The following is a 14,725-nucleotide window of genomic DNA, read 5'->3' on the forward strand; positions in this document are numbered from 1 at the left end:
CGGCCCTGCACCAGCCGCAGAGGCCACCGTGACCCCTGCGCCGCCGACGCCGTTCCACGACCTCGAGAGCTACATCGCCCTGCCGCGGTTGTCGGGCCTGACGCTCTCGCGCGACGGGTCTCGCCTCGTCACGTCCGTGGCGACGCTCGACGAGAAGCGCGTGAAGCACGTGTCCGCGCTGTGGGAGGTCGACCCGACGGGTGAGCAGCCGGCCCGGCGCCTGACGCGCTCGCGCCAGGGCGAGCAGGCGGCCGTCTTCACCGTGCAGGGCGACCTGCTGTTCACCTCGGCCCGCCCCGACCCCGAGGGCAAGGAGAAGGACGCGGACGACGACGCGCCCTCGGCCCTCTGGCTGCTGCCCGCCGACGGCGCCGAGGCGCGGGTCGTGGCGGCGCGCGCCGGCGGGGTGGGTGCACCGCACGTCGCGCGGGACGCCCCGGTGGTCGTCGCGACGTCGGACGTGCTGGCCAGCGCGCGCGACACCGAGCACGACGAGAAGCTCCGCGCGGCACGCAAGGAGAAGAAGGTCTCGGCGATCCTGCACACCGGGTACCCGGTCCGGTACTGGGACCACGACCTCGGCCCCGCGGCGCCGCACCTCCTCGCCGCGCGGCTCGGCGAGGGCGTCGTCGCGCCGGCCGCGGGCGAGCCGGACCCGCGGCTCGAGCTCCGCGACCTGACGCCCGACGCCGGCCCCGCCCTCCACGAGACCGCGGCGGACGTCTCGCCCGACGGCAGCACCGTGGTCACCGGTTGGGTGCGCCGGCTCGCGCGCGGCGCCATCCGCTCGGTGCTCGTGGCCGTGGACACCGCGACGGGCGAGCGCCGGACCCTGGTCGACGACGACGCCGCGGACGTCACCGACCCGGTCGTCTCGCCCGACGGCACCTGGGTCGTGTTCACGCGCGAGACGCTCAGCACCCCGCAGACGGCGCCGCGCGTGAGCCTCGGGCTGGTGCCGCTGGCGGGTGGGGAGTGGCGCCCGCTCGCGCCCGACTGGGACCGCTGGCCCCACGGCGCGCAGTGGCTGCCGGACTCGTCGGGCGTCCTGGTCGTGGCCGACGACGACGGCCGTGCGCCGGTGTTCTGCATCGACGTCGAGACCGACGAGGTCGCGCGCGTCACGACGGACGACGCGGTGTTCAGCGACCTGCAGGTGGGCCCGGACGGCCGCACGCTCTACGCGCTGCGGAACTCCTACCTCGCGCCTGCGCACCCCGTGCGGATCGACCTCGACGCCGCGGCGAACGGCCCGGTCGAGGCGGCCGCGCTTCGCGGGCCGGTGCCCGACCCGCTGCTGTCCGGGACGCTCACAGAGGTCGAGGCGACGGCGTCGGACGGCCAGCGGGTCCGGTCCTGGCTCGCGCTCCCGGAGGGCGCGTCGACGCAGTCGCCCGCGCCGCTGCTGCTGTGGATCCACGGCGGGCCGCTCAGCTCGTGGAACCAGTGGTCGTGGCGGTGGAACCCGTGGCTGCTGGTCGCCGAGGGGTACGCCGTGCTGCTGCCGGACCCGGCGCTGTCGACCGGGTACGGCCAGGACTTCGTGCAGCGCGGGTGGGGCGCGTGGGGCGCTGCGCCGTTCACCGACCTCATGGCGGCGACCGACGCGGCGGTGGCGCTGCCCGAGGTCGACGGGACCCGGACGGCCGCGATGGGCGGGTCGTTCGGCGGGTACATGGCCAACTGGGTCGCGGGGCACACGGACCGCTTCCGCGCGATCGTGACGCACGCCAGCCTCTGGGCGCTCGACCAGTTCGGGCCGACGACGGACGCGGCCTACTACTGGGAGCGGGAGATGACCGACGAGATGGCGCTCGCGCAGTCGCCGCACCGGTTCGTCGAGCAGATCGTCACGCCGATGCTCGTGGTGCACGGCGACAAGGACTACCGCGTGCCCATCGGCGAGGGCCTGCGGCTGTGGTACGAGCTGCTCGCGAGGTCGGGGGCGCAGGCCGACGAGAACGGAGAGTCGCCGCACCGCTTCCTGTACTTCCCGGACGAGAACCACTGGGTGCTCGCGCCGCAGCACGCCGTGCTCTGGTACCGGGTCGTGTTCGCGTTCCTGGCCGAGCACGTGCTCGGGGAGCGGCGCGAGCTGCCCGAGATCCTCGGCTGACGGGAGGCCCCCGGGAGGGTGAACGAAGACGCTCGCCGCGCGCTCCGGCCCAGGTCACGCCACACTCGTCCACGACGCCTGGGAATCCCCGGCACCGAGCGAAGGAGCGCGACGATGGGTATCGGCGGCGGAATCTTCCTGATCGTGGTGGGCGCCATCCTGGCGTTCGCCGTCCGCGACAGTGTCGACGCGATCGACCTGACGATGATCGGCTACATCTGCCTCGCTGTGGGTGTCCTTGCGGTGATCATCTCCCTGGTCCTCAACCAGCAGCGGACCAACACCAGCCACCGCGAGGTGATCGAGCGGCACGACGATCGCCGCCCGCCGGCCCCGCCCGCGGCGTACTGACGCCTCTCGCACCCGCGACGTCCGAGCGCTGACGTCCTGTCGGACGCCAGCGCTCGGACGTTTCCGTGTCTCGGCGGCGACGGGGTCTCGGCGGAGACGGTGCCTGGGCGTCGCAGTGCGTGGGCGGAGACCGGCCGGGGTCAGCCGGCCGCGGCGAGGGCCGGGACGCGCGCCTCCGACGCTGTGTGGGTGCCACGCGTCACACTCGTGACGCGCTCGGACGAACCGGGCGAGGACAGGGGGAGCGTCATGGACCAGGACGAGGCTCGCGAGATCAAGTCCCAGCTGGCCGACTACGTCCACGAGCTGCTCGCGGCGCACATCGAGGCGAGCCGGGTCGAGGGTGACGACACCGAGATCCCGGCCCGGATCGGCGGCCGCGAGGGCGGGATCGCGCTCGGCCTGGCGCCCCGGCTCGACGGCGGGTACGGCGTCGCGCTCCGGTACCGCCTCGGTGTGCCGACCACCCGCCGGGTCGTCCGTCGCGTCGCCGAGCAGGTCGGTCCGACGATCGACGTCCGCCGGACGGGCCGCATCCGTCCGCTCGTGGCGCCCGCGGCGGGCACGAACCCCACCCCCCGACCCCCGGTCGTCACCGCGCACGCACTCGGGGAGACCGGTCGTGTGCGCCCGCTCCGGCCGGGGATCTCGATCGCCCACGCCGACGTGAGCGCGGGAACGCTCGGGGCGTTCGTCGAGGTCGACGGCGCCCTGCACGCGCTCTCGAACTACCACGTGCTCGTCGGGGGCCCGGCGGGGGCGGTCGGTGACGCGGTCCTCCAGCCGGGGCGGGCCGACGGCGGCCGCGACCCCCAGGACCGCGTCGGCGCGCTCGCGAGGTTCGTGCCGCTCGATCAGGGCCGCGTCGCGACGGTCGACGCGGCGGTCGCCCGCCTCGACGAGCAGCAGGTCGACCTCGACTACCCGGTCGGCCGGATCACGACGACAGCGCCCGCCCTGGGGGCGGAGGAGGTCGCGAAGGTCGGCCGCACGACCGGCGTCACCCAGGGCCGCGTGACGGCGATCGAGCTCGACGACGTCGTCGTGGGCTACGGGGACGGGCTCGGCGATATCCGCTTCGACGACCAGATCGAGGTCGAGGGGGCGGCCGGTGCCCCGTTCTCGCGCGGCGGGGACAGCGGCTCCCTCGTGTACCGGGACGACGGCGTCGCGATCGGGCTGCTCTTTGCCGGAAGTGAGACGGGGGGCCAGAATGGGTCAGGTCTGACCTACCTCAACCCCATCGACGCGGTCCTCGCGTCCTTGGGGGCTCAGCTCGCCGGAGCGCGACGCGACGCGGGCTGAGTCGGCGGGGGGCTTGAGCTGGCGGACTGAGCCGATGCCGGGGCCATCTCCCCGGCTCGCCGAGGCAGAGGTGCGCACATGGCTGACCTGGACGCGGCGCGGGCCGCGAAGTCACGCCTCCACTCTCGCCTGGCCGGTCGGGACGGGATCACCGGGATCGGTCTCGCCCGTGACCTCGACGGCTACCGGCTCCAGGTGAACGTCCGCGGCGAGGCCGACCGTAAGGCGGTTCCCGAGAGGGTGGACGGCGTCGAGGTCACGGTCCGCGTGACCGGGCCGGTCCGTGCCCAGGCCTGAGACGACCCGGGACCCGACGCAAGCCCACCTGCCGCCCGCACCACGGACACCCCGGCATAACCCGCCCCGCGGTCGTGTTCACTACGGCTGTGACCCAGACTGCCTCGCCCCTGCCGAAGGTCCGCGCGTCCGAGCTCGTCGGCCGCGGGTGGCTCAACACCGGCGGCAAGGAGATCGCGCTCGCGGACCTGCGGGGCAAGATCGTCGTCCTCGACTTCTGGACGTTCTGCTGCATCAACTGCCTGCACGTGCTCGACGAGCTGCGCGAGCTCGAGGAGCAGCACCGCGACGTGCTCGTGATCGTCGGCGTGCACTCGCCGAAGTTCGTCCACGAGGCCGACCCGGTCGCGCTCGCGGCGGCGGTCGACCGCTACGAGGTGCGCCACCCCGTCCTCGACGACCCGAACCTCGTCACGTGGTCGGCGTACACCGCGCGCGCCTGGCCCACGCTCGTGGTCATCGACCCGGAGGGCTACGTCGTCGCGCAGATGGCCGGCGAGGGGCACGCCCACAACCTGGAGATCCTCGTCGAGAACCTCGTCGCCGAGCACGACGCCAAGGGCACCCTGCACCGCGGCGACGGCCCCTACGTGGCGCCCGCGCCGTCGTCGGGCACGCTGCGCTTCCCCGCCAAGGCGATCGCGCTGCCGGGCGGCACCTTCCTCGTGGCCGACGCCGGGCACCACAGCCTCGCGGAGCTGGCCGCCGACGGCGAGACCCTGGTCCGTCGCATCGGCTCGGGGGAGCGCGGGCTCGTCGACGGGAGGCCCGACGACGCGCGGTTCAGCGAGCCGAACGGGCTGTGCCTCGTGCCGGACGAGCTGCGGGCCGAGGCGGGCTTCGACGTGCTCGTCGCCGACACCGTCAACCACGCACTGCGCGGGGTGCGGCTGTCGGACGGGCACGTCACGACCGTGGCCGGGACCGGCGAGCAGTACATGGTGGGCGGCACGGACAACGTGGTCGCGCGTCCGGACGAAGCCCTCGGCACTGACCGGTCGGGCGTCGGCTACCAGGGGCCGCCGCTCGAGGTGCGGCTCTCCTCGCCGTGGGACGTCGTGTGGTCGCAGGAGCGCGCGGCCTTCGTCGTCGCGATGGCCGGCAACCACACGCTGTGGGAGCTCGACGTCGCCGAGAACAGCCTGCGCCGGCTCGCGGGCACGATGAACGAGGGGCTCCAGGACGGGCCGGCCGAGCAGGCGTGGTTCGCGCAGACCTCCGGGCTCGCGGTCGACGCCGGCGGCCGCATCTGGCTCGCGGACTCGGAGGTCTCGGCGCTGCGGTACCTCGACGTGCCGGGCGGCCGCGCGGAGGTGACCGAGCCGGTCGTGGGCACCGCGGTCGGCGCCGGGCTGTTCGACTTCGGTCTGCGCGACGGCGCCGCCGACCAGGCCCTGCTCCAGCACCCGCTCGGCGTGGCCGTCCTGCCCGACGGGTCGATCGTCGTGGCGGACACCTACAACGGCGCGATCCGCCGCTACGTCGCCGGGGCCGACGGCGCACCCGGCCAGGTCACGACCCTTGCCCGGGACCTCGCCGAGCCGAGCGACGTGGTCGTCCTGCCGTCGGCGGGCGGCGACGGGATCGAGCTGCTCGTGGTCGAGTCGGCCGCGCACCGGCTCACGCGCCTGAGGCTGCCCAAGGACGTCGCCGGCGAGATCCTCGACGCCGGGGCGCACCGCACGCAGCGTCCGGTGACCGACGTCGCGCCCGGGCCGTTCCGGCTCGACGTGGTGTTCACGCCCGCGGCGGGGCAGAAGTACGACGACCGCTACGGACCCTCGACCCGGCTCCAGGTCTCCGCGACCCCGCCCGAGCTGCTGGTCGCGGGCGCCGGCGACGACGTGCCGCTCACGCGCGACCTCGTGCTGAACCCCGAGGTCGCGCAGGGCGTGCTGCACGTGACCGCGCACGCCGCGAGCTGCGACGCCGACCCGGCGATCGAGTACCCGGCCTGCCACCTCAACGCGCAGGACTGGGGCGTGCCGATCCGCGTGGTCGAGGGCGGGCCCGCGGCGCTGACGCTGCCGCTGCACGGCTGACCTGCCCGGAGCGGCCCGCTGGGGGCAGGCCGGCTCAGCCGCGGCGGTCGACCACCGCGAACGCCACCGCGAAGGCGGCCAGCTCCGTGAGGAGGAGCAGGGTCAGGACCGGTGGGACGTCGGCGCCCAGCCCGATCGCCACGGCGGCGACGCCGGTGAGCGGCAGGGCGGACACGCCCAGGACGGCGAGCGCGCGGGTCAGCACGGCGTCGTCTCGCTGGGTCGTGGTCAGCTCACGGGTCGACATGGAAGATCTCCTCGACGGTGCGACGGAAGTGGCGGGCGATCGTGATGGCCAGGGGGAGCGAGGGGTCGTAGCGGCCGGTCTCGATCGAGTTGACCGTCTGCCGCGACACGCCCAGGGAGGCGGCCAGCTCGCGCTGCGAGAGGCCCGCGGCGAGGCGGAGCTCTCGGACCTCGTTCTGCACGGGTTCTCCGGGGCGATGTCAAGGGGGCTTGTCATGAGAAGCGTCCGTGACTCACCGACCGATGTCAAGCGTGCTTGTCCCCGCTCGCCGCGGCGTTCGTCTGGGCGCGGCTCAGGCCGCGGTCGCGCGCTCCTGAGCGCCCACCGCGCGGAGCACGAACGTCTCCGTCGCGGCGATCGCGCGCGCACGCTCGGGGCCGTCGGCCGGCAGGCCACGACCCGACAGGCACGAGTTGACCAGCGGCACGGTGACGTCGAAGTCCTGCTCGACGAACACGCCCGCGCGGACCCCGTGCGCGAGGATGCGCCGGAGGATGTCCTCGACCACCGAGGCGTGCTCGCGGAGGCGACCGGCCGTCTCGCGGGACAGGACCGTCCGGAGGTCCGGCCCCGGCGCGAGGTGGAAGTCGCGGGTCAGCTCGGCCTGCTGCCGGACGTAGGTCCGCAGCTGCTCGACCGGGTCCTCGACGGTCTCGAGAGCCGCCTCGAGGCGTTCGGCGAACTGCACCGTCTCGTGGGTGATGTAGCCGAGCAGGAGCGACTCCTTGTCGGCGAAGTGGTTGTACACGGCGGTCCGCCCGATGCCGGCGTGCGCCGCGATGTCGGCGAGCGAGATGTGGTCGAAGCCGCGTTCGGCCATGAGCTCGGCGAGCGCGCCGAACAGCTTCGTCCGCGTCTGCTCACGGTGCTCGTGGAGCGAGCGTCCGATGATCTTGGGCATATGACATTCTCACACGATCTGTCAGCACCGGTTACGGTGCGGGGATGACCGACGCGCCCTCACCGCACCGCACCGCCCCCGCTCCGCCGGCCGCCGACACGAAGGACTGGACCTGGGTCCTCGAGCGGCCCTGCCCCGAGTGCGGGTTCGTCGCCGCCGACGTCGCGGTCGACGACATCGGCCCGGCCGTGCGTGACCTCGTCCCCCGCTGGCGCGCCGCGCTCGCCCGACCCGACGTCCGGGACCGTCCCCGGCCGCAGACCTGGTCGGTGCTCGAGTACGGCGCGCACGTCCGCGACGTCAACCACGTGTTCGCCGGGCGGCTCGCGGCCATGCTCGACGACGACGACCCGCAGTTCGCCGACTGGGACCAGGACGCGGCGGCGCTCGCGGGCGAGTACTGGAGCCAGGACCCGGCCCGGGTCGCCGACGAGCTGGCGACCGCCGCCCTGGCGTTGGCCGACCTGTTCGACGCCGTGCCGGCCGACGCGCTCGACCGGCCCGGGCGGCGGTCCAACGGCTCGCGGTTCACGGTGCGCACGCTCGGGCAGTACTACCTCCACGACGTGGTCCACCACACCCACGACGTCGGCGCCTGAGCGGCACCTTGGACCGGCCGCGGCCCGCGCACGTCGGCCGGCACACGCCCCTCCGTCAGCTGCGTCGCGCCTCGCGCAGGTGCACCGGCGGAACGTCGCTGCCTGCGTCGGAAGGGGTGTCCCACGCGGCGAGCTCGAAGCGGTCGCGGCCCGCGGCCTTGGCGGCGTAGAGCGCGGTGTCCGCGCCGCGCAGCACCTCGTCCACCGAGCGGTCGCCCTCGAACGACGCGACTCCCGCGGAGAACGTGACCGGTGCGCCGTCGTCGGGCAGCGGGGCCGTGAGCCACTCGCGCCGCAGCGCCTCGAGCGCGGTGACGGCCTGCTCGGGCGAGGTCTGGGCGAAGAGCAGCACGAACTCCTCGCCGCCGTACCGCGCGGCGTGGTCGCGGCGCCGCAGGAACTGCGCGATGGCGTGACCGAACCGCTCGAGCACGAGGTCGCCGTACGCGTGCCCGCGCGAGTCGTTGACCGCCTTGAAGTGGTCGAGGTCGCACAGCGCGAGGCAGTCGCCGGGTTGGAGCGCGGCGAGGCGCAGGTCGAGGCCCCGCCGGTTCTCGAGCGAGGTGAGCGAGTCGGTGCGGTTCGCGCGGTCGAGCAGGGCTGCCGCCGTGCGCTGCTGGGCCGACATCGCGACGAGCACCTCGCTCGACGCGATCCAGAACGCGGCCCACACGGCGGTGCGCACGTAGGTCGCGTTGGTGAAGGTGGTGAACATGGACAGGTAGGTCACGAGGGCGAGCGGCAGCAGCAGGCGGCCGACGCGCGAGCCGTGGAACAGCCCGGCGTAGCCGAACACGAGCGCGATGACCCCGACGTAGGTGCTCGCGACCCCCTCGGAGGTCAGACCCAGCGCGAGGAGCGCGAGCAGGCAGGCCGTCGGGAACGCGGTCGACGCCCCGGCGGGCAGGCGCGACCACGGCAGGACGAGGCTGACCAGGAGCGCGGCGGCCATGGCGCCCGACACCGCGACGAGCGGTGTCCACTGCGAGCTCTCGAGATCCAGCAGCGGGGCCGTCGTGAGGATCACGGCGCCGGTGAGCGCCAGCAGGGCCCGGCCGGCCACCACGTCGTCGGTGCCCGTCCGAGCCCACGCCGGCAGGCGTCGCAGCAGGGCGGTCGCGGGCGGCGTGCGCGGGTCGCCGGCGAGGGGCACGCCGGGGGCTGCACCCGGTCCCGGGTCGGTGGTCACGCTGCCCTATCGACAGCAGGAGCGCTGGTGTGGAGGAGTCCGGCGGGCGAACGCACGCGGCGTGTGCACATCTTTCCTCCACAGGGCTGTGCGCCATTCACCGCCCAGACGCACACAGCTGTGGATGAGCCTGTGGGCGAGGAGGTCCGGGGAAAGTCGTCCACGGAAGGTCTTGCGGGCGCTGTCCAGGGGGGGCTAGAACTCTCACATCGGCCTCGACGGACCGGAGCAGAGAGCGGGGAGACCCGCAGGACGCGACGGGGACCGGGAGGCCGGGTCGACCGGAGAACGGCGGACCATCTCGACGGGGAGACCCGGAGAGCTGCGGATGACGACGCAGGTGTCCAGACGGTCCGGAAGACCTGATCGTTCGCCGTCCCGCCCGCGGGCAACCGGGGTGCCGGGACGGAGCCGCACCGTCAGCGCGGCCTCGGGACACCGCCGGGCAACCGGTCCGTGTGACGGACGATCGACAGCAAGGCCCCTCGGACGCCTACTCCGAGGGGCCTTCGCTGCGTTCCAAGGGTAGGTGCGCGGCGTCGCCGGGTCCCGCGTCGACACGCCGTCACCGACAGCCGCCGGACTGGCAGCCGCCGGACCGACAGCCGCGGGACCGCCAGCCGCCGGACCGCTCGCCGTGGCCCGATCGCACGTCAGCCCCCCGGGCGCCCGGCCGGCACCCCTCAGGAGCGCGCCCTCCGGGTCTCCCGGTCGTTCGCCTTCTGGATCGCGTCCACGAGCTCGCCCTTGCTCATCGACGACCGGCCCCGGATGTCGAGCCGCTTCGCGACGTCGTACAGGTGCTGTTTCGACGCGTTGGCGTCCACACCGCCCGCCGTCTCGGCCCGGGTGCCGCGCCCGCCGGGTGCCTTCGCGTCCGACGGTCCCTTCTCGTCCTTCGGTTCCCAGTGGTCGCCGACCTTCTCGTACGAGTGCTTGAGCGCCGAGTACGCCGTGCGGTGCGCGCGCTCGCCCTCGCCGTACTCCTGCGCCGCCGCGTCGTGCGCCTTGGCGAACGTCCGCTGCGCCTTGGGCTCCGAGCGCTCGAGGGTGCTCGGCAGCTCCTCCTTCTTGGCCGATCCGCTCTTCGTGGTCTTCGGCACGGCGGTCTCCTCTCGTGCGGGCACCGGTCCACCCCGAGGTGGTCGTACGACCGACGCTAGGCCGACCCGTACGCACGCGCGCGTCGGCGGCTGGTCAGGGGGCGCGTGAACGCTTCGCGCCCAAATGCCGAGGTGGAGTCAGGCCTCGAGCAGGCGGTCCAGGACGGCGCGGGTGTGGGGCTCGTCGAAGACCTCGCTGATCCAGGCCGCGGAGTCCGCGCGGCCGGGGGAGCGTGGGTTCGGCGTCAGCCAGTCGCTCGCGGCGACCTCGGTGATGTGGCCCAGCTGGGCGATCAGCATGGTGAAGTGGCCTCGGCGCGTGACGCGCGCCGGGCCCCCTGCGGACCGGTACGCCTCGAGCAGGGCGCGGGCACGACCGACGTCGCTGCGGGCGAACTCGAAGAGCACCATCGCCAGCTCGTGGCTCGGATCAGCGGGGCCGCTGTTCTCCCAGTCGACGACGCAGACCCCTGATGTCGCGGTGGCGAGAAGGTTGTCGGCCCACAGGTCGCGGTGGCACGAGCGGAGCGTGTCCGGCGGCTCGAGCCACGACTCGAGCGCGACGAGCTCGTCGCGGAGGTCCGCCAGCCGCTCCGCGAACGGCGCGCGCTCGGCGCGGAGCAGCGTGACCAGCTCGTCCCAGCGGCCTGAGCCCACCGGATCGGTCGACCAGGGGTCCGGTGGGCTGGGCGGTGCGTCGCCCGCGGGGTCCGGGACCCGGTGGAGGCGCGCCAGGACCGTGCCGACCTGAGCCGGATCCAGGAGGGGGTCAGGCGGCAGGAGGTCGACCCACTCGTACAGCCTGACCTGCGTGCCGCCGACGACGGCGAGGACGTGGCCCTCGGTCGTGCGGCGGACGGCGGGCGTCGGGCGTCGTGCGCCGCCTCCGCGAGCGCGGTCGCTGCGCGCACCTCGTCCTCATCTGTCCGTCGCAGCGGGACCTTCGCCGCCCACGCGCCGTCGGACGTGTCCAGCCGCCACACGCGGCCCTGCCGGCCGCGAGCGACCGGGCCGTCGGAGAGCCGCGCCGCGCCCGTGAGACCGAAGCGGCGGGCCAGCTCGACGGCGTCCACGGGGCCACTGCACCACACCGGGCTGCGTCCGGCCAGGCCGGTGGACCTCACAGCCGCGCGTGGGACGGGTGTTGCGCCGGTGACCGGTGAGGCGGCTCAGCAGCCTCGGCGGCCCCTCGCGTCACGCGCGCGGCTGTGCGGGCCGGTTCGCCCCAGCCGCCGCCACGAGGCCGCGCCCGGTGTCGGTGCGGCCGTGGACGCGGTGGTACAGCGCGGCCGAGAGCACCACGACGCCCGCGAGCGCGAGGTACAGGCCGTCGAACCCGAGCCGGCTGAGCGCCAGGCCCAGCACGACCGGCCCGACCCCGACGCCGAGATCGACCATGAAGAAGTGCGTCGAGATCGCGGCGCCCACGCGCTGCATCGGGACCCGTCCGACCGCCACCGCCTGGATGGACGACATCAGCGTCCCGTAGCCGAGGCCGATGAGCGCCCCGGCCACCACGACCAGCGCGTCCGTGCGGGCGAGCGCAAGCGCGGCGAGGCCGAGCGCGAACGCCGTGATCGCGACGTAGACGACGACGTTGTCGCCACGCCGGTCCTGGATCCGACCGGCCACGAGCCGCGCCCCGAACAGCACCACCGCGTAGACGAGGAAGAACAGGCTCGCGCCGGTCTGCAGCTCGCGCTCCTCGGCGTACGAGTTGAGGAAGGTCAGGACGCTGGAGAAGCTCACGGCCAGCACGAACATGAACGCGGCGACCGGCAGGACGTCCGGGTGCAGCATGTCCTTGGGGTGGAAGCGGAGCAGGCGCGCGCGCTCGTCGGCGGCCAGGGGGCGGTCGGGCGTGCGGAGCAGCAGCGCGACGAGCATCCCGAGGACGGACGCCACGGTGCCCGCCACGAAGAGCGCGGTGTAGCCCGGCCCGTGCACCAGGACGAGCGCGAGGAAGGGGCCGACGGCGGTGGCCACCGTGGTGCTGAGCGTGAAGTAGCCGGTCCCCTCGGCGCGGCGCGAGGCCGGGATGAGCGACTGCGCGATCGCCATCGCGGCGGTGCTCGCGAGCGCGAACGCGACCCCGTGCACCGCGCGCACGGTCAGCAGCAGGCCGAACGAGTCGGCCCCGAGGTAGGCGGCCGACGCGAGGACGAACACGACGAGCGAGAGGACCAGCATCCGGCGTCGACCCACGAGGTCCGCGAGGTTGCCCGCGACCAGCCGCGCCGCGACGGCGCCGATGACGAACATGCTCGACGCGAGCCCGCCCTCGGTGTCCGACGCCTCGAACCGCTCGACCGCGTAGAGCGCCATCGTCGTCATGAGCGAGTAGAAGACGAAGGCCAGGAACAGGTTCGCCAGCGAGGCGAGCACGAGGTCCCGGCTCCAGAGTCGTTCGGGGCCGGGGCCGGGGCCGGGACCGGCGATCGTGCTGGCGGGGATCGTGCCGGCAGGTGTCGTGGTGGCGCGCGTCACTGGCTTCCTCGGGTGGTGGGTCGAGCTGAGGCCGCAGCGCCTCGTGCCCGCGCGTCGGTGGAGCGGCGGGACTTCTATGGTCACATCGTCTCGGCCGGACGCGGCCTGTGACCCTCGGCACGGCCAACGGGATGACCCCGTCCGAGGGTGCCGCTCTCGGCGGGCCGGCGCGTGCTCGTACGATCACCGCAGCCGCCGACGACCGAGACGGAGTGCCGTGCCCACCGAGATGTCGCAGACCTCATCAGCCGAACCCCGGGCGCGGGTCGGTCGATGCGCCGCCGCGCCCGGGGAGGCGCCGTGACACGGAGCAGGTACGACGTCGTCGTCGTCGGGGGTGGGCACAACGGGCTGACCGCCGCGGCCTACCTCGCTCGCGCCGGGCGCAGCGTGCTCGTCCTCGAGCGCGCGGACCACCTGGGCGGCGCGACCGGGTCGCACCGCGTGTTCCGCGGCGTCGACGCCCGGTTGTCGCGGTACTCCTACCTCGTCTCGCTCCTGCCGCGGGCGATCCGGGACGAGCTCGGGCTGCGGCTCGAGCTGCGGCGTCGGCGGGTGTCGTCGTACACGCCGGCGCCCGGCGACCCGGCGCGCGGCCTCCTGGTGGACACCGGCGACGACGACGGCACCCGGCGCTCGTTCGCGGCCCTCGGCGCGGGCGCGGACCACGCCGCCTGGCAGGCGTTCGCCGCGCGGACGCACGCCCTCGCGCAGGCGTTGTTCCCGACCGTGACCGGGCCGCTCCCGACGTCGGCCGAGGTGCGCGCCGCCGTCGGCGAGGAGTGGTGGGCCGACCTGCACGCCCCGCTCGGGCGCCTCGTCGAGCGGACGTTCGGCCACGACGTCGTGCGCGGCGTCGTGCTCACCGACGCGCTGATCGGGACGTTCGCCGACGCCCACGACCCGACGCTCGTCCAGAACCGCTGCTTCCTCTACCACGTGATCGGGGGTGGGACGGGGGACTGGGACGTGCCTGTGGGCGGCATGGGCGCGGTGGTCGACGCGCTCACGGGCGCGGCGCGCGCGGGCGGCGCGGAGCTGCTGACCCGGGCGATCGTGACCGCCGTGCACCCGGGCTCCGACGGCGCGGAGGTGGTGTGGACCGACGACGACGGACGCGAGCACGCGGTCGGCGCCGGTCACGTCCTGGTGAACGCCGCCCCACGCGTGCTCGACGGGCTCCTGGGGCGCGAGCCGGCCGACGTCGGCCCGGAGGGCAGCCAGCTCAAGGTCAACATGGTGCTCCGCCGGCTGCCCCGGCTCCGGGACGCGGCGGTGGATCCCGCGGCCGCCTTCGCGGGGACCTTCCACGTCAACGAGTCGTACGAGCAGCTCGCGACCGCCTACGCCGAGGCTGCGGCGGGCCGCATCCCGGCGCTCCCGCCGGCCGAGATCTACTGCCACACCCTCACCGACCCGTCGATCCTCGGCCCGGAGCTGCGCGACACGGGCCACCACACGCTCACCCTCTTCGGCCTCCACATGCCCGCCCGCCTGTTCCGTGCCGAACCCGACGGCGCACGGGCGACGGCGCTCGCGGCCACGCTGCGTTCGCTGGACTCGGTGCTCGCGGAGCCGATCGAGGACTGCCTCGCCCTGGACGCCGACGGCCGCCCGTGCCTCGAGGTGCGCTCGCCCGTCGACCTCGAGCACGACGTCGCGCTGCCGGGCGGGCACATCTTCCACGGCGACCTGCAGTGGCCTTGGTTGGAGGACGACGGCGAGGCCCCATCATCAGCGGCCCGGTCGTCCGCCGCCCGGTCGCCGGCCGAGCGGTGGGGCGTGGCCACCGAGCACGACCGCGTGCTGCTCTGCGGCGCGGGGGCGCGTCGGGGTGGGGGAGTGAGCGGCATCCCCGGCAGGTCGGCCGCGATGGCGCTGCTGGACAGCGCCTCTACCGGCGGCGGCGCCTGCCCCTGAGGAGGAGCCCGGCGCCGCGGTCGTGACGGCGCCAGGCAGTCGATGAGTCACTTGGCTCGCGGAGGCGGCCCGTAGCTGCGTCCGCGAGCGATTCACCGCCCCCGTGGGCGGCCGCCGTCGGCCTGGGGACTTCGAGGCTTCTGGGTGCGCCGGAGCTCGAGCAGGGGG

General features: G+C 74.5%; 14 protein-coding genes. 7 read left to right on the forward strand and 7 right to left on the reverse strand.

Annotation, left to right across the window (positions count from 1 at the left end; translation table 11 throughout):
• Positions 1–28: 28 nt before the first annotated feature.
• From HIR71_RS07350 to HIR71_RS07370, 5 genes are all read left to right on the forward strand, one after another.
• Positions 29–2,116, forward strand: coding sequence for a S9 family peptidase (locus HIR71_RS07350; RefSeq protein WP_169324450.1), 2,088 nt, complete (start codon positions 29–31; stop codon positions 2,114–2,116).
• Between the two features lie 114 nt (positions 2,117–2,230).
• Complete coding sequence (locus HIR71_RS07355; protein WP_169324413.1) at positions 2,231–2,467, forward strand: DUF6458 family protein; 237 nt, start codon at positions 2,231–2,233, stop codon at positions 2,465–2,467.
• A 189-nt stretch (positions 2,468–2,656) separates the two neighbouring features.
• On the forward strand, positions 2,657–3,772 hold the full coding sequence (locus tag HIR71_RS07360) for a chymotrypsin family serine protease (protein ID WP_311836160.1): 1,116 nt from the start codon (positions 2,657–2,659) through the stop codon (positions 3,770–3,772).
• Positions 3,773–3,850: 78 nt separating this feature from the next.
• A complete protein-coding gene (locus tag HIR71_RS07365; RefSeq protein WP_169324414.1) occupies positions 3,851–4,069 on the forward strand; it encodes a hypothetical protein in 219 nt (72 codons plus the stop codon).
• 89 nt (positions 4,070–4,158) lie between these two features.
• Complete coding sequence (locus tag HIR71_RS07370; RefSeq protein WP_169324415.1) at positions 4,159–6,111, forward strand: NHL domain-containing thioredoxin family protein; 1,953 nt, start codon at positions 4,159–4,161, stop codon at positions 6,109–6,111.
• Positions 6,112–6,145: 34 nt separating this feature from the next.
• Here HIR71_RS07370 and HIR71_RS07375 read toward each other — a convergent pair whose 3' ends face one another.
• The 3 genes from HIR71_RS07375 to HIR71_RS07385 form a co-directional block, all read right to left on the reverse strand.
• On the reverse strand, positions 6,146–6,358 hold the full coding sequence (locus tag HIR71_RS07375) for a hypothetical protein (RefSeq protein WP_169324416.1): 213 nt from the start codon (positions 6,356–6,358) through the stop codon (positions 6,146–6,148).
• Entirely contained in the window at positions 6,345–6,539 is a 195-nt protein-coding gene (locus HIR71_RS07380; RefSeq protein ID WP_169324417.1) for a helix-turn-helix transcriptional regulator, read from the reverse strand. Before HIR71_RS07380 ends, HIR71_RS07375 begins: the two co-directional genes overlap by 14 nt.
• A gap of 111 nt (positions 6,540–6,650) precedes the next feature.
• Positions 6,651–7,259 (reverse strand): TetR/AcrR family transcriptional regulator, encoded by a 609-nt coding sequence (locus tag HIR71_RS07385; protein WP_169324418.1) that lies wholly within the window; start codon positions 7,257–7,259, stop codon positions 6,651–6,653.
• A 44-nt stretch (positions 7,260–7,303) separates the two neighbouring features.
• Here HIR71_RS07385 and HIR71_RS07390 point away from each other — a divergent pair, with 44 nt between their 5' ends.
• Complete coding sequence (locus tag HIR71_RS07390; protein ID WP_169324419.1) at positions 7,304–7,858, forward strand: DinB family protein; 555 nt, start codon at positions 7,304–7,306, stop codon at positions 7,856–7,858.
• 55 nt (positions 7,859–7,913) lie between these two features.
• On the opposite strand, the gene HIR71_RS17415 is transcribed toward HIR71_RS07390, so the two are convergent.
• The 4 genes from HIR71_RS17415 to HIR71_RS07410 all read right to left on the reverse strand — a co-directional run bounded on the left by HIR71_RS17415 (position 7,914) and on the right by HIR71_RS07410 (position 12,637).
• Entirely contained in the window at positions 7,914–9,047 is a 1,134-nt protein-coding gene (locus HIR71_RS17415; protein WP_169324420.1) for a GGDEF domain-containing protein, read from the reverse strand.
• A gap of 683 nt (positions 9,048–9,730) precedes the next feature.
• Positions 9,731–10,150, reverse strand: coding sequence for a ChaB family protein (locus tag HIR71_RS07400; protein WP_169324421.1), 420 nt, complete (start codon positions 10,148–10,150; stop codon positions 9,731–9,733).
• Positions 10,151–10,288: 138 nt separating this feature from the next.
• Positions 10,289–10,951 (reverse strand): phosphotransferase family protein, encoded by a 663-nt coding sequence (locus tag HIR71_RS07405; RefSeq protein ID WP_311836165.1) that lies wholly within the window; start codon positions 10,949–10,951, stop codon positions 10,289–10,291.
• Between the two features lie 393 nt (positions 10,952–11,344).
• Positions 11,345–12,637 (reverse strand): MFS transporter, encoded by a 1,293-nt coding sequence (locus HIR71_RS07410; RefSeq protein ID WP_311836161.1) that lies wholly within the window; start codon positions 12,635–12,637, stop codon positions 11,345–11,347.
• Positions 12,638–12,910: 273 nt separating this feature from the next.
• Between HIR71_RS07410 and HIR71_RS07415 the strand changes: the two genes are divergently transcribed.
• On the forward strand, positions 12,911–14,557 hold the full coding sequence (locus HIR71_RS07415; RefSeq protein WP_169324422.1) for a phytoene desaturase family protein: 1,647 nt from the start codon (positions 12,911–12,913) through the stop codon (positions 14,555–14,557).
• The last annotated feature ends 168 nt before the right edge of the window (positions 14,558–14,725 follow it).

Origin of the sequence: Cellulomonas fimi, from assembly GCF_012952065.1 — a bacterium.
Taxonomy (GTDB): Bacteria; Actinomycetota; Actinomycetes; order Actinomycetales; family Cellulomonadaceae; genus Pengzhenrongella; species Pengzhenrongella fimi_A.

Excerpts from the sequence above, each read along its gene's own strand:
- HIR71_RS07365 (WP_169324414.1), top strand. The coding sequence starts at position 3,851 with ATGGCTGACCTGGACGCGGCGCGGGCCGCGAAGTCACGCCTCCACTCT.
- HIR71_RS07375 (WP_169324416.1), bottom strand. The coding sequence starts at position 6,358 with ATGTCGACCCGTGAGCTGACCACGACCCAGCGAGACGACGCCGTGCTG.
- HIR71_RS07390 (WP_169324419.1), top strand. The coding sequence starts at position 7,304 with ATGACCGACGCGCCCTCACCGCACCGCACCGCCCCCGCTCCGCCGGCC.
- HIR71_RS07355 (WP_169324413.1), top strand. The coding sequence starts at position 2,231 with ATGGGTATCGGCGGCGGAATCTTCCTGATCGTGGTGGGCGCCATCCTG.
- HIR71_RS07415 (WP_169324422.1), top strand. The coding sequence starts at position 12,911 with ATGCGCCGCCGCGCCCGGGGAGGCGCCGTGACACGGAGCAGGTACGAC.
- HIR71_RS07385 (WP_169324418.1), bottom strand. The coding sequence starts at position 7,259 with ATGCCCAAGATCATCGGACGCTCGCTCCACGAGCACCGTGAGCAGACG.